Here is a 20,642-nt window from a genome sequence, read left to right on the forward strand (position 1 = left end):
TTCTGCCAGCGATAAAGGGGTCGGATTTATTTATAGTCCCTATCCGGATTAAATAGGTCCGTCCCCTTTATTGTTCAGACTTGGATACCTTTGGAACAGTCTACGAATCGAAGACCTTTAAGTTGGGATGCTTCGCATTGCTGCTTGAACTGCTGGGAAACAAAGATGCGTTGTGAACTTTCCTTAGCTCTCACGATATGGTGATTGCCTAAGCTAGCAGGTGGCAGACTTTGAAGAGTGGTGAATCTCAGAGGACCTTCCGGCATAAAGCTGAACATGGGACCATATTGAGAGTTATTCAAATCAATACAAGGAAGTATCTGGATCACATTGAATACATAGTAACCTTCCAGCTTTTCTTCTTTTAGATAAACGTTGGCAGGAAAAAGCTGAACGTCTGTCGGGAATTTGCGCAGTACGTTGGCCATTGCCTCGCTTACAAATTCAAGCGTGTCACTTTGAAGAAGATCGAAGGACATTAAGCGAGATGCGCTGATCTTATTTTTATTTCTAAAGGTTGGAGTGGTAGCAATTGATGATTGCTCTTCTCCACTAATAAACAATAGATGGTCGGGAGATTTTTTCTGGTCGTATTTGAACCAGTAAATTTCTGAATAATTTTCACTGATTTCTAATAGGTACATATTATTTCCCGCAGCGACCTGCTTGAGTTGAGTTTTTATTCAACCGAGTACGCCCATTGCGTAATCCCGACCTTTCAGAGCTGACAACCTCCCTCACTGCCTGCGCGTACTGGGCTTTTTTCCATTTTCCAGCCTTGCCCGCGAGGGATATTTCATTGAGTTGTGCCCGAACAGCTTTGTTGTAACCCGGATGTGAGCCTTTGTGAATAGTGCGATATTTGTGCTTGCCCTCTTCACTAGGCAAGTAAATGATGTTGGAAGTTTTGTGTATGTCGAATCCAGCCTTCTTCAGAGTAGGGTGATCAGCCAGCGATTGAGGAATAATATGGTGTTTCTGGAATCCATCGATTCCAGGCATATTTTTATAGTTCCAGTTAAACAGGCCCCATGGATCAACCCATGTAATTGGATTTGGCGCATATTGGTACAGGTTTATGCCGCCCAGTAAACTGATCGGATCTGGAGTCGTGAATCTCCCTATTTCGGGGTCGTAGAACCTGAGAGTGTTGTAGTGTAGCCCCGTCTCCCGATCCAGGTACCGCCCCTGGAACCGCAGGTTCTGCTCCTCGATGTAATAAGGCTCCCGCACCTCTTCCAGCGTGTTCCCCCACACCCGATAAGTCGCCTGCCAGACGCTATGCCTATCGGCCTCGGTCAGTTGTTCCGGCAACCCGTTCAGATCGTTGTGGTAGTAGCGAATCTTCTGTAGCGGGCCAAGGCCGTCGACGCGGGCCAGCGGTTCGTAGCCGTCATCATCGTAAACATAGAGGCTGGTCTGGCTGTATTTATGCTCCTGCAATAACCGCAGTCCATCCCACACAAACTGCGTTTCTCCCAGCGGATACCCGTCACTGCCATGCTCGGTTTTTTCGATGCGTCGGCCCAGCGGGTCGTAGGTCATTCGCACGACGGTGCCGTCATCGTTACGCACTTCAACCAAACGGCTTTCAGCATCGTAGGTAAACCGCTGCACGCCCCGTTTCGCGCGGCGTTTTTCGACAGTCCGGCCGAACGCGTCATATCGATAACGCTTGTCCTGATACGTCAGTAGCTTGTTATGCAACACCAGCCCGGCACCAGCCCGGCACCCGCCTGTGGGCCGTCGAGCAGGTTGGCGGCGGCGTCGTAGGCGAAGGTTTCGCGCTGGCCGTGCAGGCTGTCCTGGCTGGCGATGATGCGGCCGGTGGCGTCGTAGTGCAGCAGTTGGCGGTGTTGTGCAGCGGGTTGCTGGTCGAGTTTGCCGATCGGGTTGTCGGCGGGGTCGTATTCAAACTGTTTTTGCGCTGGCGCCGGCATCAACGATGGCTGACTCGCCAGACGGCGCTGGCGGGAGCGCAGGCGGCCGCTGCGGTCGTATTCGCGATGGCCCTTGGGTACGCAGGATCTCGCGGTGCAGGCGGTCGCGCTCAAAGTCGCTGATTACGCGACCGTCGAGGTTGATTTGATGGAGGTGACTGCTGCCGTAGTACAGACGATTGAGCTAGCGGTCATCTGACAACTGTGCCTGGATCAATCCGCTAGCTCTCTTAGCCAAGCGAATCTTTAGCAAAGGCCAAGGCAGTAACACAGATCAGCAAGCTTGGGTAACGGTATGGAAGGTCTGTTTCCCTTCATCAAAAAACAGGTAAACCTGAGCGTTGTCATGGCTCAACTCGCTTATGTCGAGCTGACCCAGGAAAACCATAGGCTTCCCATCAGCCATCGGCCATACGGGGCTTTGAAGCCATTTCGGAGGGGCTTTCAGGCACCGAAAATCGGTTTTTATTTTTTCCTTCAGCCAGACTTGCAACTCTTTAGGGCTGAGATTTTTTCGCTCTTCGACTAGCTTGGATAGATAGTCCGATGACAGCGACAGCCATTTTGGCTGCACTTTTAGCGTTAGGTTGAATAGGTTTTCGTACTTTTTTTCCACAGTATGGGTGATGTTCTTCTTGGTTAGAACAGTAGATAGAAGTGTCTGAACGTTGTAGATGGATTCTAAATTCTGATAATCCTGACTGATTGCGTAGGTGTATAGATCAGGCTCCGTGACATAAGCCGGGAGGTTGTCCTCATTTTTGAGCAACGCTTCGACTGCTGGGTCTGCGTATATTTTTTCTTCAAATGCTTTAGGTGAAATTGCCCCTTCAACGAATTGCTTGATGATTTCTATAGCTGTCATTATTTGGTTCCTAAATGTCTAAACTCATCAAGCGCAGCGTGCTGTTCCCGAGTCACTTCACGCAGATTTCGAGGGTTGTTCACATCTACACCGCCTTTACGTTGAGGGTTGTGATGATGCAACTCCATCGAGTTTCCGTTTGCGTCCAACGGGGCAGAGCCGCGCTTCATACGGCTCATATTAGCTGGGCTGAACTCACCTGAGGCTTTTGACGCTTCATAGCGATTTTTCCAGTATCGATTTCTTACCACATCCCATGCGGGAGCCTTACCGCTGGGCAGGGGTTTGTCTATCGCTTGGCCTCTTTTCCAGCGCTTAAACTGGACACAGCTCCAACCCCACGGGTCAATCCAGCCGATGGGATTTGGCGCGTATTGATAGAGGTTCAACCCCCCTGCTAACCCAATCGGATCCGGAGTCGTAAACCGCCCCACATCCGGATCATAAAACCTGAACGTATTGAAATGCAGCCCCGTCTCCCGGTCCAGATACTGCCCCTGGAACCGCAGGTTCTGCTCTTCAATGTAATAAGGCTCGCGCACTTCCTCCAGCGTGTTGCCCCACACCCGATAAGTCGCCTGCCAGACGCTGTGCCCATCGGCCTCGGTTAGTTGCTCGGGCAACCCGTTCAGGTCGTTGTGGTAATAGCGAATCTTCTGCAGTGGACCAAAGCCGTCCACACGAGCCAAGGGCTCGTAACCGCTTTCATCTTCGTAAACATACAGACTCGTTTGGCTGTGCCTGTGCTCCTGCAGCAACCGCAAACCATCCCAGGTAAATCGCGTTTCCCCCAGCGGATACCCATCACTGCCATGCTCGGTTTTTTCAATCCGGCGCCCCAGCGGGTCATACGCCATTCTGACCACGCTGCCGTTGTCATTGCGCACTTCAACCAACCGGCTTTCAGCGTCATACGCAAACCGCTGCACACCGCGTTTGGCACTGCGCTTTTCAATCATCCGTCCAAACGCGTCATAGCGATAACGCTTGTCCTGATACGTCAGCAGCTTGTTATGCACCACCAACCCGGCACCCGCCTGCGGGCCGTCGAGCAGGTTGGCGGCGGCGTCGTAGGCGAAGGTTTCGCGCTGGCCGTGCAGGCTGTCCTGGCTGGCGATGATGCGGCCGGTGGCGTCGTAGTGCAGCAGTTGGCGGTGTTGCGCGGTGGGTTGCTGGTCGAGTTTGCCGATCAGGTTGTCGGCGGGATCGTATTCGAACTGCTTTTGCGCGGCCGCCGGCATCAACGATGGCTGGCTCGCCAGACGGCGCTGGCGGGAACGCAGGCGACCGCTGCGGTCGTATTCGCTGCGGGTGCTGAGCTGGCCTTGGGTACGCAGGACTTCGCGGTGCAGGCGGTCGCGTTCGAAGTCGCTGATGACCTGGCCGTCGAGGTTTATCTGGTGCAGGTGCCCACTGCCGTAGTACAGGCGGTTGAGCCAACGGCCGTCGGGCAGTTGGGTCTGGATCAGGTTGCCGAGTTCATCGTAGTGGTGTTTCAGGGTACCGGCCGCGCTCCGTTCGACAAGCAATTGGCCGAGGGCGTCGTAGGCGAAGCCCAAGGCCTGTGCATTGCCTTGTAGATCGGTGAAAGTCACCGCCGTGAGCTGGTCCACCGCATCGTAGCTGTACTCAGTGCGGCCATCGTCGGTGACTTTCGCCACCAGCCGGCCAACAGAATCACGCTCCAGCCGATGAACAATGGGCGCGGGTGGTGCCTCGGGGACCACCGCCAGGCCGTTGCCATAAGGCGCCGCAATGGCGGTTACCGTGGTGATGTTGTCCAGCAGGTCGTAGTCGTAACGCTTGGCGCTGCCGTCCAGGTCCTGCTGCTCGGCCAGGCGGTCGGCAGCGTCCCAGGCAAACCGATAGCGCTCACCGTTCTCGTTGATCAGCGCTTGCAGGCGCCCGTAGCTGTCGTAGCCGAACTTCACCTGCCGGCCATGGGCGTCGGTGCGCTGGCTGACCTGGCCGCGCCGGTTGTGCTGGTAGAGCGTGGTGTGCCCGGCCGGGTCGGTATACCCCAGCAGTTGACCACTGATGTCGCGCTGGTACTGCTCGATACGGCCATCCGGCAATTGAGTGCTTAGCAAGCGCCCCTGAGCGTCGTAGCTGAATTGCGTGCGCTCACCCAGTGCATCGGTGATGACTTGCAGATAACCGCGCTCGTCGTAGCTGAAACGCGTCGGGTAACCCGAACAATCGATGTGCTCGACCAATTGCCCGAACGGGTTCCAGCGCAGTTTCTTGCTTTTGCCGGTTGCGTCGATGATTTCCACGACCTGGCCATGGGCGTCATAGCGGTACCGGGTGACGTAGCCCAGCGGATCTGTTTCGGCGATGCAGTTGCCGCGCTGATCGTAGCGATACTGCCAGCTGTTGTCGGCGGCGTCGGTCTCTACCAGCGGCAGTGCCCAATGCTCCAGCCACAAGGTCGAATCGCTGCGGCTCAGTGGGTCGGTTTCGCCGATCAGGTTGCCGGACTCGTCGTAGCTGTATTCGTAGCGCCCACCCTGCGGGTCGGTGGCGCTGAGCAATTGGCGCTCATCGTTCCATTCGAACAGCCAGGTCTGGCGGAGGTTGTCGCTGTAGCGAATGATCTGGTGCTGCGTGTTCCAGTGCCGGGTGCTGACGCGCTGCAATCCGTCGGTGATGCGGGTAAGGCCGGCGTTCAAGTCATAGTCGAATTGATACGCGTCGCCTTCATCCGTCCAGTGCCGCACCACGCGCCATTCCAGGCCTTCAACCAAAGCCCACTCATAGAAACAACGCAACCCGGTCGGCAACTGATGCTCCACCATGCGCCGGTCGCTGTCGTAGGCGAAGCGCCGCCGCACCTGCCCGGTGGCATCACGCACCTCGGCCAGATTGCCGGCGGTGTCGTAGCCATACCCAACAAGCGCCTCACGGCGTTGATCGGGATACACCCGTTCGATGCGACTGACCTGTTCGCCGTCGCGAATCAGCTCAACCTGCACCAAGTCGAAGGTATCGCGCAGCCGTACCAGGCGTCCGGCCTCGTCATAATCAATATGGATGCGGTTGTCGTTGCGGTCCCCCAACTGAGCCAGGCGCAGTCGTGACGGATGCGTCGTAAGTTCAAAAAGACGGTACAAGCCATCATCGCTCTCAATCAGCAACTGCCCATTGAGGTGCCGCCGCACAGCGAGCCCTTCACCGGCGCTGAACACCGCACCGCCCAAGGGAATCGAGCCCATGTCGATGGGGCGCCCTTGCTCGTCGGTGTATACCAGCGTCTCGCCGCCGTCGGGATGAGGCCGGATTTCGACGCAGACCTCATACGGCACGCTCCAGCCCGCGCCAAACAGACTGCCGGTGCGTTCGTCGCGGCTGTTATAGAAACGTTGCCAGTCAATCGGCAAGATGCCGGGCAGCACGAAGTCCAGCTCATCGACATCGCCCAATACCTTCGCGCCCGTCGCCGCATGCACCGGATTCGAAGAGCCCATGGCAGCATTCGCCATCGCTCCCATCGCACTGCTGACGGCCATCGAGGTCGCACCGCCGATCAGCATGCAGGGCAACTTGCTGAAAAATTTGCCCTTGCCACCCTTGAGCATCAACAACGCGGTGACCGCCAGCCCCACGCCCGGCGTCTTGCCGCTGCGAATCTCGCGCACCACCACCGAGCCGCCGCCGATGGTCACGTTGGAAGAAATCAGGCCGGACGACACCACGGTCGCATCACAGGTGCTGCGATCACCGCTGCGCACTGCCGGCTGGCCGTTGATCGTGACCTTGTCCGAGCCTTCGGCCAGAAACTGCGGCGGCATCGGCGGGTGTTTCATGCACACCACCAGGTCCAGCGGTTTGGGCACGGCGCCGGGCGCCGGTGTCGCAACGGTCGGCCGCCACATCTGCGAGAAGAAACTCTCGGCCATGTCCAAATAACTGGCTTCGGGCGCAGGCGCAGGTTCTTCCAGCTCGGTGCCGGCCGGCGCGACATGGGAACTGATCGCCCCGGCGGCGCGGGCGGCGGGAATGTTGTTGGTCAGGGTGTCGGTGGAGCCGGTGAGAATATTGGCCTGCACCGTAGGCGGAAAAAGGGCATTGCTGAAGGCATCGCATAACTTCGTCAGGCCCTTGTCCGCCCCGGTCTTGCTCATGGCCAGGCCGACAATCGTGCCCACCACCGCGCCCAGCAGGAAGCAGCCGAGCCCGCCGGTGGCGACGGTAATGCCGGTGGCCGCGACCACTGCGGCAGTTGCTACAGCAGTAATCGCGATATTGGCCGCCACCTCCAGCACACCGCCGAGGATGTCGGCCATCATCGAAGTGTGGGAAAGCGCATCGCCCATCCGGGCCGCCCATAACGCGTCAGACATGCAGGCAGCTCATCAAGAGATAGCGTCGAACGACAGTGAGTTTTTTATCAAGGCCCAATGCGCCGCCTCGGCGTCACCCAGCGCATCCGCCTTCACGTAGCTGAGGGCAAGCATCTTGCGCGTGCCTGGAATCACCAGTGCCAATTGATACTGGAACACCTTGTCATTGCCCTTGTTGAACTGGCTGCGCAATTCAATCCCTGCCACTTCTTGAGCCGCGCCCAAACGCACATCGACACCCGGTTGATAACGTAAATCCTGCACCTGTTTTTCCAGGCGCTGAAGTTGGTCATTGAAGTTGCTGTGCAGGGTTTCGCCGTCAGCGAGCAAGCTGCGGCTGACGATCAGGGAGGTGCCCAGTTCCGGGAACTTGAGAATGTTGATCGTCGCATCCTGCAACTCGCCGGCAGGCAGTTGAAACTGGAATTCATTGATTCGATACGTCATGGCAAACAGGTCTCGTCAGGAGCTTTTAGGCGTGGGGAACGCGGCTTTGATATTGGCGTCTATACTGGCTTTCACGCCCTGGCCATCCGGTGTGGCGCCTGCACCGCCACCATTGTTGAGGTGCAGGAGGCCCCCGGTATTGAACTCGGCATCGCCGCTGGCGTAGAAGCTGATTTGCACGCCGGTGAGGTTGATCTGCCCGCTGGCATTCAACTCCAGAATGCTTTCGCCACAGACCAGGCGCAGGTTTTCGCCCACTTCAATGACGTAGCTCTGGCTGATGCTGTCGGTCTTGCGCTCGCCCACCGAGAGAATGTCTTCCTGCTTGACGATACGCAGGCGGTTGTTGCCAATGGTTACTGTCTCGTTGTGGCCAATGCTCTTATTCCGGTCATGCCCCACCGAATGGCTTTCATCCACCTCCACCACGATGTCCTGGTTACGCTCGGCATGGATGTACAACTGCTCCAACCCTTTCTTGTCCTCCATGCGGATTTCATTGAAGTTGGCCGGCGTGCCGCCTTTGCTGGATCGACTTTTCATGCCGCTCTGGGTGGCGTTTTCCGGCAGGTCGTAAGGCACGGTCTGCTCGGCGTTGTAGACCCGCCCGGTGATGATCGGGCGGTCGGGGTCGCCTTCGAGGAAGCTGACGATCACTTCCTGGCCGATCCTTGGAATCTGCATCGAGCCCCAGTTCTTGCCGGCCCAGGACTGCGACACGCGAATCCAGCATGAGCTGTTTTCGTTGGATTGATCGTGACGGTCCCAGTAGAAGTGCACCTTCACGCGGCCGTATTGGTCGGTCCAGATTTCCTCGCCCTTGGGGCCGACCACCAGTGCCGTTTGCGGGCCTTTGACCACGGGCCGATGAGTGGCGGGCAGGCTGCGGTAGCTCTGTTGCGCGGGGATGCAGGTCAGGCTGCTTTCGAACTGCGCCGAGCCCGAACCGCTGCCAGTTTCCAGGCTTTCCTGGACGATGTAGTAGCGACAGCCGACGATCAGGTATTCGCGGTTCTGGTCCTGGCGGCTGAAGCCGGTGAGGCTGAACAAATGGCCCGAACCCAGGCCGCGGGCATTGCCGGCGAACTCGATCTGTTCATGCAGGGTTTGCAGGGCTTCGATGCGGGTGCGCGCGTAGTGTTCGCCGTCGGCGCTCTGCACGTAGGTGCCGGGATAGTCGTACAGCGGGTAGTCGCCGGCGGTGTGCGGACGTGGCATGGCCGAGCGCACGTCGATGCTCGCGCTGGGCCGCTGGAAGTCATAGTCGTTGAGCTCCAGCGAACCGGGCTGCACCTCCTGCGCCAGGTGCCAGTTATGCATATGGTCGCGTTCGCGCTGCTGCTCGTCCCTGGGGTAATACGGAATCGAGGCGTAGCCGGGCACCGTGGTGTGGGCGCCATAGGCGTCGGCCAGCACCAGGACATGGCGGTCCTGCTCGTGACGGAAGAAGTAGTAGATGCCTTCCTGTTCCATCAAGCGGCTGACGAAATCGAAGCTGGTCTCGCGGTACTGCACGCAGTATTCCCACTCGCGGTACGGCCGGCTCAAGGCGTCTTCGAAGTCGGAAAAGCCCAGGTCGCGAAACACCTGCTTGATGATCTGCGGGATGCTCAGGTTTTGGAAAATCCGGCAATCGGAGGTGCGACTGAGCAGCCACAGCCATGGGCGCAGCGTCACCTGGTAGCTGGCGAACTGGCCTTTGTCGATGTTCTGGCTGCAGCGCGCGACGATGCCGTGGAAGTGCCGTTCGCCACCGTCGGCCAGTTGCAGGCCCACACTCATTGGCTTGCCCAGCAGCTGGTTGAGGTCGATGTTGGCGTCCAGGGACGTCAGTTGCAGCTCGTAGTTGAACAGCCGTCCCAACTCTTCGCCGCCGCCCATTTCATTGAGCAACAGCACATCCGGCCCGAGGGGGCTGGTGATCCGGGCCAGGCGTGAGGCTTGGTTGAATAGCATCATTTCATCCGTCAATTTCAACTGTAGGAGCGAGCTTGCTCGCGAAGGTCGTTAACGATGACGCGGGCATCCTGAATGAACGCGGCGATCTCAAGTTCTTCGCGAGCGAGCTCGCTCCTACAGGTGTCAGGCATTGCGGCGTTTATGCCGCGTCGCTGAAGTCATAGTGCAGCTCATTATCCCGGCTGCTGATCCGCACCCCCGCCAGCGCCTTGCCTTCCAACATGCGCGTGAGGAATTCACGGCTCATGTCCGGCAGTAGGCTGTTGGTGAGGAGAGTGTCGATCATGCGCCCGCCACTTTCGGTTTCGGTGCAGCGCGAGACGATCAGGTCGACCACCGCGTCGTCGTAGTCGAAGGCGACCTTGTGGGTGTTTTCCACGCGCTTCTTGATGCGGTTCAGTTGCAGGCGAGTGATGGCCTTGAGCATCTCGTCGCTCAGCGGGTAATACGGAATCGTCACCAGGCGACCGAGCAATGCCGGCGGGAAAATTTCCAGCAGCGGCTGGCGCAGGGCCTTGGCGATTTCCTCGGGCGCGGGGATGTTTGCCGGGTCCTTGCAGACACGGGAAATCAGCTCGGTACCGGCGTTGGTGGTCAGCAGGATCAACGTGTTCTTGAAGTCGATCACGCGGCCTTCGCCGTCTTCCATCACGCCCTTGTCGAACACCTGGAAGAAGATTTCATGCACGTCCGGGTGGGCTTTTTCCACCTCGTCCAGCAGCACCACGCTGTACGGTTTGCGCCGCACCGCTTCGGTCAGCACACCGCCTTCGCCGTAGCCGATATAGCCCGGCGGCGCGCCCTTGAGGGTCGACACCGTGTGAGCTTCCTGGAACTCGCTCATGTTGATGGTAATCACGTTCTGCTCGCCGCCGTACATGGCTTCGGCCAGGGCCAGGGCGGTTTCGGTCTTGCCCACGCCCGAAGTGCCGGCGAGCATGAACACACCAATCGGCTTGCTCGGGTTATCGAGGCCGGCGCGGGAGGTCTGGATGCGCTTGGCGATCATCTGCAGGGCGTGGTCCTGGCCGATGATGCGTTTCTTCAGGTGCTGGTCGAGGTTGAGCACCGTCTCCAGTTCATTGCGTGCCATGCGGCCCACCGGGATGCCGGTCCAGTCGGCGACCACCGAGGCCACGGCCTGGTAATCCACGGTCGGCAGGATCAGCGGGGTTTCGCCTTGCAGTGCGCTGAGGCGCTGCTGCAGGTCGACCAGTTGCTCGCGCAAGGCGTCGTCGCCACTGTCTACGGCGCCGGCTTTCTCGCGCAACGTCGCGCGGGTAGCGAGCAGTTCGTCCACCAGGGTTTTCTCTTCCGCCCAGCGGCTTTCCAGTGTGGCGAGGCGCTCACGTTCAGCGCTCAGCAGCGCTTCGCTGTTGGTCTGGCGCGCACCAATCGCAATACCGATGGCATGCTCGCGGGCGATGATTTGCAGCTCGGTTTCCAGTGCTTCGATACGGCGGCGGCTGTCATCCACTTCGGCCGGCACGGCATGCAGGCTGATGGCGACGCGGGCGCAGGCGGTGTCCAGCAGGCTCACGGATTTGTCCGGTAGCTGGCGTGCCGGAATATAGCGGTGGGACAGCTTGACCGAGGCTTCCAGGGCTTCATCGAGGATCTGCACCTGGTGGTGTTTCTCCATGGTCGAGGCCACGCCGCGCATCATCAGCAGTGCCTTGTCTTCCGAGGGCTCGGCAACCTGCACCACCTGGAAGCGACGGGTCAGGGCCGGGTCTTTTTCGATGTGCTTCTTGTACTCGGCCCAGGTCGTGGCGGCCACGGTACGCAAGGTGCCCCGGGCCAGCGCAGGCTTGAGCAGGTTGGCCGCGTCGCCCGTGCCGGCGGCGCCACCGGCACCGACCAGGGTGTGGGCTTCGTCGATAAACAGGATGATCGGCTTGGGCGAGGCCTGCACATCTTCGATGACCTGGCGCAGACGCTGTTCGAACTCGCCTTTCATGCTGGCGCCGGCTTGCAGCAGGCCCACGTCGAGGCTGCGCAGTTCCACGTCCTTGAGCGCGGGTGGTACGTCGCCGGCGACGATGCGCAGGGCGAAACCTTCGACCACAGCGGTCTTGCCCACCCCGGCTTCACCGGTGAGGATCGGGTTGTTCTGGCGGCGCCGCATGAGGATGTCCACCAGTTGGCGGATCTCTTCATCGCGACCCACGATGGGGTCGAGCTTGCCGCTGCGGGCCTGTTCGGTCAGGTCGACGGTAAAGCGCTTGAGCGCCTCCTGCTTGCCCATCGCGCTGGGGGCCATGGCGCCGCTGGCTTCGCCTGGCACACCGGCATTGAAGCCGTCGCTGGCGCTCAAGGCATTTTCCGGCGAGTCGCCGACGTACTCGTCAAAGCGCTCGCTCAAGGCTTCGGGCTTGATCTTGTCGAACTCGGCAGACAAGCCCAGCAGCGCATGGCGCAGGCTCGGCGTTTTCAGAATGCCCAGCACCAGGTAACCGGTGCGCACCTGGCTTTCGCCAAACATCAGGCTGCCATACACCCAGCCGCGCTCCACCGCTTCCTCCACATGGGACGACAGGTCGGTGATCGAGGTCGAGCCGCGCGGCAGGCGGTCCAGGGCCTCGGTGAGGTCACGGGCCACGCGTGCTGGTTCCAGGTTGAACTGGCGGATGATGCGGTGCAGGTCCGAGTCCTGCAGTTGCAGCAACTGATGAAACCAGTGGGCCAGTTCCACATACGGGTTGCCCCGCAGTTTGCAGAACACGGTGGCGGCTTCGATGGCCTTGTAGGCCACGCTGTTGAGTTTGCCGAACAGTGCGGCGCGACTGATTTCACCCATGCTCTGGATTCCTTGAGGTGGTGGCGTGGTCGGCGTAATGCCGGGCCAGGATTAGGTCGTTGGCGTCATGCGCAGGTTGGCCGAGCCAGGTATTGAAACCCAGGCGAAACTGGCCGTTGAGCTGCAGTGCCGGGACTTCAGGTTGTTGCAAAACCAGGTTCAAATCCCAGTCCAGTTCATGGCCCAGGTACTCGGCCACCCAGGCCACCAGTTCGTTGAACGGCGGATGGCCGGGCAGCATGCCCATGTAGTCGTTGAGCTTGAGCGGGCCGAGGCGAATACGGAATTTGTGCTGGCGGTCCCACACGTGGCTGCCGAGGCAGAAATCCACGCCCAGCCGGTTGGCGCTCACGCCGACGCGGCTGCGTTCGGGCAGTTCCAGCCATTGGCCGACGTATTCCTCGATCGCGACCGGCAGGCCGAAGTACTCGCTGAGGATGGCCTTCAAGCCATCCGGGTAGCGGGTTTGCGCCGACAAGTGCCCGCTGTAATGCAGCTTGGCCGTGTCGGGGATCAAGCCCTGGTTGAGCAAGCTGGGCATGCCGCGGCCACTCAAGGCAGCGAGGCGTGCGGACCAGTAGTCGTCGTCCGGCCGGTCGTGGCTGACTGTCGGCCGCGCCTCGGCCCAGGCGCGGTAGAACAAGGTCAGCAAGCGATGGTGGAACACATCCAGGAACTGCTTGCTGGTGCTGTCGGCGTTGTTGCGCTGGCGCTCGCGCACGTACTCGGTGATATGCAGCGGCAGCGGGCCGTTGGGGCCGCCAAGGCCGAAAAAGAATTGCTCCAGCCGCGCCGGTTTGCCGTCGCCGCCGGGGTCGACCGACGCCAGGGTGGCCGGGGCGAAGGTGCAGTCTGCCTGTTGCCCCAGGCGCAGCGGGTCATCGGCCAGGCGCAGGGAATGGCCCAGGCGCGGCAACTCTGGCGATTCGCACTCGATACGCCGCAGCGCCTGGAAGAAGTCATATTCCCAGGGCTCCTGGTGCATCGCGTCCAGGGTACTCACAGGGTCGGACGCCGTCCGGGCTTGGCTTTCCATCGCATGATCTCGCCGCGTTCGGTGGTACGGATCACCGTCTCGGTAAAACTGTTGATCGACACGTAGCGTGCCAGGAAGCGTTCCAGCACTGCGCCGAGCAGGAACACCCCGGTGCCGCGAAACGCGTTTTCATCGAATTCCAGGGTGATTTCCAGGCCACGGCCAAACACGATCGGGCCGGGCATCGGCAGGCGTCGGGTCACGGCCTTGCTGCTGACTTCGCGCAAGCCTTCAATCTGCAATTGCAGCGCGGCGTCGTTGCTGTCGCCGTACAGGCGCAGCAGTTCGCGCAAGGCGCCGGCACCCTGGCCCTGTTCGCTCAAGGAGAGGTAATTGAGCGATAGCTGGCTGATCAGGCGCCACGCCTTGGCATCGTGGGCATGGCTGGCGCGCGGGCGGCTGGGGCCTGCGACGCAGCGCACAGAGAGCACCGGGGCACTGTCGGCCAGGGTGAAATCGGTCTTGCCGTTGCCCACGCTCATGAACAACGGCAAGTCACGATTGGTGCACAGCGCCGTGACGCCGAGCTGGCGCAGGTCATGCCGATACGGCGCCTGGCGGCTGTCCACCAGGCTGACGAAGGTTTCGCTGCCCACATAGGTGGAACGCGGGCCGTTGCGCCGCTGGTCGCTGGACAGCACGCGCGGTTCACGGCGTACCGTGTAATAGGCCTGGTCGCGCCCATAGCGGGAGGGATCGCGCACGGCGTAAAACGGCAAGAACGGCTGCTCCGGCCCGGTGCCGTGGCCGGTGATGCCGCTCAGGGAGTGGATCTCGAAATCCATCGGCCGTGTACGGTCGGCGATCACATGGTGTTCGTTGACCCGATCCGACAAGTGAATCCGGTCCACGCGCTTGGGGAACAGGTTGATTGCCGGCGTGCAGAACGGCAGGAACTGCGCCGCGCCGACGCTGCCTTCCAGGCTGGGTTCGTGACGGTCGAACAGCACGATCAGCTCCAGCTCCTGGCCGTCGCAACGCTTGACCGCACGGCTCAGTTCGGCGAATTCGACGAACAGGAATCGATGGGGCAGGGCGAAGTATTCCTGCAGCAACCGATAGCCCTGGAACGCCCGCGCCACCACCGGCATGGCCGCGTCGGCATCGTCGAAACCGCGTGAACGCAAGGCATCCTGAGGCAGGCGCTCAACCCAGTCGCCACCGGGCTTGCGCGCGAACACCGCGCAGGCGTTGCCCAGCAGTTGTTCGTAGAGGCGAAACGGCTGCTCATCGGCGCCGCTGAGGTACAGCGGCAGGTTATCCAGATCGAGGCTGTTGAACGGCAATTCGGCGCCGGTGCGCAGGGTCAGGCGCAGGCCGGCCTTGGCTTTCGGTTCGCTGGCGGCCAGGCGGCCGAGCACCGCGGACGGGTTGCCGAAGTACTCGGCATTGCTGACCTGCAGTGGCCACAGCGTCACCGGGTGCGCGGTGCGGTACTCGCAGCAGGTCTGGGTTTCACGGCCCAGGGCGGCGCGCAGTACGGTGTCGCGGGGCAGCGGGAAGCCGCCGGCGAGGGAGCCTTCGTCGGGGTCGGTCTGCAATTGCACCACGGTCATCGACGGCGTCGGGGCCAGGTAGTGCGGGTAGGCGATTTCCAGCAGGTTGTGGGTGAAGGTCGGGTACTCGGCGTCGAGCTTGAGTTGCACGCGGGCCGTGAGGTAGGCAAAGCCTTCGAGCAAGCGTTCGACGTACGGGTCGGCGCAGTCCATGCCGGACAGGGTCAGCCGACTGGCGATCTTCGGGTATTCCTTGGCGAACTCGGCGGCGCTTTCGCGCACGTGGTGCAGTTCCTGGTTGTACAGCTCCAGCAGGCGCGGGTTCATGGGCGTCTCCGCTGGTCGGCATTGACCACGCGCACATGCCCGGATTCCAGGTCCAGGTCGGTTTGCAGCAACAGGCGCAACGGAACCGGCTGGGCCCACAGGTCGCCTTCGATTTCGAAACTCAGGGCGTTGTGGTTCATTTCGCCCTGGCCGACACGGGCTTTGACCCGCAGCGTGTGGCGCAGGATGCGCGGCTCGAAGGTGGCAATGGCCTGGTAGATCAGGGCTTCCAGGGCCTTGATATCGACACTGGAAACGCTGTTGCCCGCCAGTGCCGGCAGGCCGTAATTGACCACCGAGGTACCGGCCGGGGTGTGCAGCGTGGCATCGGCATCGAGCAATGACGTGGTGTTGAGCAGCCACGCCAGGTCGCGCAGTACCGAGGCTTTCAATTGGGTCAGGGACAGCACGCGTTTGTCGGCGCTTTCCTTGGGATTGGTTGGGTCGTCGTCGGTCAGCCGGTCCAGCAGGGACGGTTGCAGACGGTCGCGGGAAGCGATTTCAGTTACCACCAAAGCAGCTCCACGGACGGGTTGCGGGAGGGACAAAATGTCTGCAGCCGTGGCGCAAAGCCACGGCTGCAGGGGCTATCAACGCTTGGTGTTGGAACGGATGTTCCAGCCGAACTTGATCGCGCCGCCATCTTTGGTGCCGTCGGCTTTCTGCGGCTGGTAGTCGACCATCACCTGGGCGAAGTTCAGGGTGACGTTTTCGGTCAGGCGGTCATCGGAGCCCGAACCGCCGGTGCTCAGCGAGGTGACCAGCACTTCTTCCAGGTTGATCACCATGTACTCGACCTGGCTTTCGCCACCGGCCTTGCGCACGGTCAGCTTGACCTTGTCGATGTGCTTGCCGCTGGCGCAGTGCATCATCAGGTTCGGCGACGCCTTGTCGACGTATTTGGTCAGCGACAGGTCCTGGATATTCACCTTGCCCGCGCCACCGCCACCGCCCACATGCATGTTGCCGGACTGGGCCATGCCCCAGCTCCAGTTCAGCACGTCGATTTCGTCCTTGTGGGCCTTGTCCATGGACTCGCCCTTGATGTCGCCGATCTTGATGAAAATATCAACAGCCATGTTTTCTCCCTGTGTGGACTCAGCCACTGTATTTGTTAACGCCGCCGACCCCTGTAGGAGCGAGCTTGCTCGCGAAGGTCGTCAACGGTGACGCGGGCATCCTGGATGAACGCAGCGCCTTCACGTTTTTCGCGAGCAAGCTCGCTCCTACAGGGAGCGAGCCAGTCCCGATTTTTTAGGCGCTCTTGGCCGAAGGCAGCTTCGATACCAAACGCAGCGACACCGTCAGCCCTTCAAGCTGGTAGTGCGGGCGCAGGTAGAACTTGGAGTTGTAATACCCCGGGTTGCCTTCGACTTCTTCCACGATCACTTCGGCAGCCGCCAACGGGTGCTGGGCCTTGGTGGTCTCGGTGGAGTGCGCAGGATCGCCATCGACGTAGTTGAGGATCCAGTCCTGCAACCAGCGCTGCATCTCGTCCTTCTCTTTGAAGGAGCCGACCTTGTCGCGCACGATGCACTTGAGGTAGTGGGCGAAACGGCAGGTGGCGAACAGGTACGGCAGGCGCGCGGCCAGGTTGGCGTTGGCGGTGGCGTCCGGGTCGTCGTATTCGGCCGGTTTCTGCAGCGACTGGGCACCGATGAACGCGGCGAAGTCGGTGTTTTTCTTGTGCAGCAGCGGCATGAAACCGTTCTTCGCCAGCTCCGCTTCACGGCGGTCGCTGATGGCGATTTCGGTCGGGCACTTCATGTCCACGCCACCGTCATCGGTCGGGAACGTGTGGGCCGGCAGGTTTTCCACTTCGCCGCCGGACTCGATGCCACGGATGCGCGAGCACCAGCCGTAGTGCTTGAACGAACGGTTGATGTTCACCGCCATCGCGTACGCGGCGTTGGCCCAGGTGTACTTGGAGCTGTCGGCGCCGTCGGTGTTTTCTTCGAAGGCGAAGGCTTCCACCGGGTCGGTCTTGGCGCCATACGGCAGGCGCGCCAGGAAGCGCGGCATGGTCAGGCCGATGTAGCGCGAGTCTTCCGATTCACGCAGCGAACGCCAGCCGGCGTATTCCGGGGTGGTGAAGATCTTGGTCAGGTCGCGCGGGTTCGACAGTTCCTGCCACGAGCCCATGCCCATCACGGTCGGCGAAGCCGCAGCGATGAACGGGGAGTGCATGGCGGCGCAGACTTTCGACAGCTCGCCCAGCAGTTCCACATCGGGAGGCGACTGGTCGAAGTAGTAGTCGCCCACCAGGCAACCGTAAGGTTCGCCGCCGAACTGACCGTATTCTTCTTCGTACATTTTCTTGAAGATCGGGCTCTGGTCCCACGCCGTACCCTTGAATTTCTTCAGGGTCTTGTGCAGTTCGGGCTTGGAGATGTTGAGCACACGGATCTTGAGCTGCTCATCGCTCTCGGTGTTATTGACCAGGTAGTGCAGGCCACGCCAGGCGCTTTCCAGCTGCTGGAAATCCTGATGGTGGATGATCTGGTTGACCTGGGCGGTGAGCTTGGCGTCGATGGCGGCGATGATCGATTCGATCGACTTGATCGCGTCATTGGACACCAGGTCGGTTTGCGCCAGGGCCTGTTCGGCCAGGGTGCGCACGGCGGTCTCCACGGCTTCGCGGGCGCGCTCGGTCTTGGGCTTGAATTCCTGCATCAACAGCGAGGCGAACTCGCTGGTTTCTTCGGTGGCGCCCAGGTTGGATGCGCCTTCGCGAACGGTATTGTCAGTCATGCTTACTGCTCCCCTGCAGGCTTGGGCGCACTGGCAAGTGCCTGGAGCAGTGCCGGGTCCTTGATCGCCTTCATGATGATTTCTTCAGCGCCGGTCTTGCCGTCCATGTAGGTCAGCAGGTTGGCCAGCTGGGTGCGGGCTTCGAGCAACTGGTTCAACGAGTCGACCTTGCGCGCCACGGCGGCCGGGCTGAAGTCGTCCATGCTTTCGAAGGTGATGTCCAGGCTCAGGTTACCTTCGCCGGTCAGCTCGTTGGGTACGTGGAACGCCACGCGTGGCTGCATGGCCTTGAGGCGCGAGTCGAAGTTGTCGACGTCCACTTCAAGGAACTTGCGGTCGGCTACGGGTGCCAGCGGCTCGGCTGGTTTGCCGGCGAGGTCGGCCATCACGCCCATGACGAATGGCAGCTGGACCTTTTTCTCGGCGCCGTAAAGCTCGACGTCGTACTCGATCTGCACTCGAGGCGCACGGTTGCGCGCGATGAATTTCTGAGAACTTTGCTTCGCCACGTTGCTGCTCCTGGTCGCTTGAGCGACGGTGTTGTTACTGCACGGTCCGGCGGCCTACTCGCTGTCAGGGCCGCGCAGGTTTTCAAATTGGGACATGCCGTCGGGAATCAGATTGCGCACGATGGCCGCGAAATCGGCATGCACCAGATTCTTCGCTCGGTTCAACAGCACCGGCAGCGGGCTTGAAGGCTCGTGCCGGGTGTAATACGCAAGGATTTTGTCGAGGCTGCGCAGCACATCGTCGCGGCTGGCGATGTCGCCGACCGGACGCGGGGCTGCGGGGGCAGCGGCGTAGTCCACCGAGGGGGCGTTGTCTTCACTGACGGCCTCGGGTTCGCTGCTGTCGGTGCCGGGCACCGCTTGATTGAGCAATTGCAGGGCCTGCTTGAGCGGTTGCTTCAAGGCGCTGAGGTCCACGCCCTGGGCGGAACCGACCTGCTCGTTGACCTGTTGTTCGATGGCCTCGCAGGCGGCGCGCGCCGCAATCAGCGCATCGCGGGTGGCCTGCAGTTGCTCCGGGTCGCTGTCGAGGAACGCGGCGTTGAGTTGCTGGGCGCCGAGTTGTTCATCGGGGAAGCTCAACAGGCCGCTGGCGTTGAGCGCCGCGCGCAGCGTCACGGGGCCGAAGGTGCGTGAGCGCGTGAGGATGCTTTCGCGCAGCAGGCGGATATTGGTGTCGCAGGTCAGGCCGGTGAGGGCGTTGATGCGCACGGTGGGATCGTTATCGTCGTCGGCATCCAGGCGTGGGTGCAGGTCGGCCCAGTAATCGCGCAGCAACGCATCGATCAGCGTCAGCGCTTCGGCCAGGCCGGCCACGCCCTGGAGGGCGAGGGTGCTTTGCAGCAGAAAGTGGGTGATGCGCAGGTCTTTGCTGCGCTGCAACAGGTCGAGGCTCTGCTGCTGGATGCTGCGCCACTCCGGCGGCTCGGCGGGCAGGATGGAGTCGCCCATGCTGCGCTCGGGCTGGCCCTTGGCATCACGTTCCAATTGCAGAAATTGCGCGTCATATTCCATGTCTTCGCCACAGGGCGAAGTCGCGGAAACGGCGGTGAGCAGCAACGGCACATCCACTGAATTCGATCTCCCTATCAGCCCGTTAGATGCCGGGCAATGCATGCATTAGTTGCGCGGTGAACTTTGCATGTTTTCTTGGTCATAGTCTCAGCGTGCCACTACCGTGACATCACTGATGTTCAAGAAGTTGTGCATTTTTGGTGTAGTACTTATGCGTTGTCAAGGTAAGCTATTCGCCCTCTGTGACAGATGTGCGGTGTTTAACACCCTGCGCGACTGACGGGTCGAACGGTGCGCCCGTAGAGGATTTTTGTCATGCAAGCCGGATAAGATCAGCGATCATGCTGGCAAATGCGGATTTGGACGCTGGGTCCGACGACCTGGCGGCGATATTCAGGCGAGCGTAGCCTGATCTCGACCGCGCGCGATGTATCAGCAAGGAGGCAAGATGTCGCTGTGTTTGACTATCACTAGTTATCACAAGATTACCCCAGGGCAGTGCGCCGAAAAGTCCATGAACCAGGGCTCGATGGCGATCGGCCGCAGTTCGGAAAATGACTGGGTATTGCCCGATCCCGAACGACTTGTCTCCTCGCAACATTGCGTTATTCAGTACAAAGATGGCCGTTACTATTTAACCGACAACAGTACCAACGGTGTGGAGTTGGTCAACGCCGGCGTCCGGATGCGCCGTGGTAACAGCGAGCCGCTGCAGGATGGCGAGTTGATTCGCATCGGCGATTACGAAATCCAGGCGCGCATCGACTTCAATGTGCAGGTCGTCGACAGCCAGCCGTTCGCCGGTGATTCGCCGAACAGCTTTGAGGCGTTGATGGGCGCGGTGGCGAGCCCGCCCGCGCCGACTCCGATGATCGCGCCTCAGTTTCATGGCGCTTCGTCGATGGAGACCCTGCCGGACCTGTTCGATTTCCTCAGTCCCACTGCCGTGCCACCGCCCACCGTGGCAGACCACGTGCCTTCCGAGCAACATGACTTTCGTCCGCCGGCGCCGGTTGCCGTGCCGGTTGCCGAATCGCCGGCGGTGCCCGGTGCGGTCATTCCCGAAGACTGGGACCTGCTTGGCGACGCACCCGCGCCGCTCGCCCCTGTTACGCCGCCTGCCACGCCGCCCCCTGCGCCGGTGATTGAGCCGCC

Annotated in this window: 14 protein-coding genes and 1 pseudogene; 1 reads left to right on the plus strand and 14 read right to left on the minus strand. The window is 60.6% G+C overall.

Features of this window, described 5'->3' with window-relative positions:
• Window positions 1-74 precede the first annotated feature (74 nt).
• From BFQ00_RS12570 to tssA, 14 genes and pseudogenes are all read right to left on the minus strand, one after another.
• Window positions 75-644, minus strand: a complete 570-nt coding sequence (locus BFQ00_RS12570; RefSeq protein WP_065933696.1) for an imm11 family protein — start codon at window positions 642-644, stop codon at window positions 75-77.
• A gap of 1 nt (window position 645) precedes the next feature.
• A pseudogene (locus tag BFQ00_RS12575) lies at window positions 646-2,157 on the minus strand (RHS repeat-associated core domain-containing protein); the annotation flags it as partial.
• A gap of 57 nt (window positions 2,158-2,214) precedes the next feature.
• Window positions 2,215-2,805: a hypothetical protein gene (locus tag BFQ00_RS12585; RefSeq protein ID WP_065933699.1), complete on the minus strand. Its 591-nt coding sequence runs from the start codon at window positions 2,803-2,805 to the stop codon at window positions 2,215-2,217.
• A complete protein-coding gene (locus BFQ00_RS12590; protein ID WP_065933700.1) occupies window positions 2,805-7,148 on the minus strand; it encodes an RHS repeat-associated core domain-containing protein in 4,344 nt (1,447 codons plus the stop codon). The genes BFQ00_RS12585 and BFQ00_RS12590 overlap by 1 nt, the downstream gene beginning before the upstream one ends.
• Before the next feature lie 12 nt (window positions 7,149-7,160).
• On the minus strand, window positions 7,161-7,595 hold the full coding sequence (locus BFQ00_RS12595) for a DcrB-related protein (protein WP_065933701.1): 435 nt from the start codon (window positions 7,593-7,595) through the stop codon (window positions 7,161-7,163).
• A gap of 15 nt (window positions 7,596-7,610) precedes the next feature.
• Window positions 7,611-9,551: a type VI secretion system Vgr family protein gene (locus tag BFQ00_RS12600; protein WP_065933702.1), complete on the minus strand. Its 1,941-nt coding sequence runs from the start codon at window positions 9,549-9,551 to the stop codon at window positions 7,611-7,613.
• Window positions 9,552-9,693: 142 nt separating this feature from the next.
• A complete protein-coding gene (gene tssH / locus BFQ00_RS12605; protein ID WP_065933703.1) occupies window positions 9,694-12,354 on the minus strand; it encodes a type VI secretion system ATPase TssH in 2,661 nt (886 codons plus the stop codon).
• A complete protein-coding gene (tssG, locus tag BFQ00_RS12610) occupies window positions 12,347-13,390 on the minus strand; it encodes a type VI secretion system baseplate subunit TssG (protein WP_065933704.1) in 1,044 nt (347 codons plus the stop codon). Before tssG ends, tssH begins: the two co-directional genes overlap by 8 nt.
• Entirely contained in the window at window positions 13,354-15,213 is a 1,860-nt protein-coding gene (gene tssF / locus BFQ00_RS12615) for a type VI secretion system baseplate subunit TssF (protein WP_065933705.1), read from the minus strand. Before tssF ends, tssG begins: the two co-directional genes overlap by 37 nt.
• Window positions 15,210-15,725: a type VI secretion system baseplate subunit TssE gene (gene tssE, locus BFQ00_RS12620; protein WP_042945974.1), complete on the minus strand. Its 516-nt coding sequence runs from the start codon at window positions 15,723-15,725 to the stop codon at window positions 15,210-15,212. The genes tssF and tssE overlap by 4 nt, the downstream gene beginning before the upstream one ends.
• A 78-nt stretch (window positions 15,726-15,803) precedes the next feature.
• Complete coding sequence (locus BFQ00_RS12625; RefSeq protein WP_017735732.1) at window positions 15,804-16,292, minus strand: Hcp family type VI secretion system effector; 489 nt, start codon at window positions 16,290-16,292, stop codon at window positions 15,804-15,806.
• A gap of 175 nt (window positions 16,293-16,467) precedes the next feature.
• Complete coding sequence (gene tssC / locus BFQ00_RS12630; RefSeq protein ID WP_065883759.1) at window positions 16,468-17,964, minus strand: type VI secretion system contractile sheath large subunit; 1,497 nt, start codon at window positions 17,962-17,964, stop codon at window positions 16,468-16,470.
• Between the two features lie 2 nt (window positions 17,965-17,966).
• On the minus strand, window positions 17,967-18,473 hold the full coding sequence (gene tssB / locus BFQ00_RS12635; RefSeq protein ID WP_003195557.1) for a type VI secretion system contractile sheath small subunit: 507 nt from the start codon (window positions 18,471-18,473) through the stop codon (window positions 17,967-17,969).
• 54 nt (window positions 18,474-18,527) lie between these two features.
• The gene (gene tssA, locus BFQ00_RS12640) at window positions 18,528-19,544 is read right to left on the minus strand and encodes a type VI secretion system protein TssA (RefSeq protein ID WP_065933706.1); all 1,017 of its coding nucleotides are present in this window, start codon (window positions 19,542-19,544) and stop codon (window positions 18,528-18,530) included.
• Between the two features lie 391 nt (window positions 19,545-19,935).
• Here tssA and tagH point away from each other — a divergent pair.
• A partial coding sequence (tagH, locus tag BFQ00_RS12645; protein WP_139114990.1) for a type VI secretion system-associated FHA domain protein TagH occupies window positions 19,936-20,642 on the plus strand: 707 nt, incomplete at its 3' end.

Origin of the sequence: Pseudomonas sp. 28 E 9 (assembly GCF_900004785.1) — a bacterium.
Taxonomy (GTDB): domain Bacteria; phylum Pseudomonadota; class Gammaproteobacteria; order Pseudomonadales; family Pseudomonadaceae; genus Aquipseudomonas; species Aquipseudomonas orientalis_A.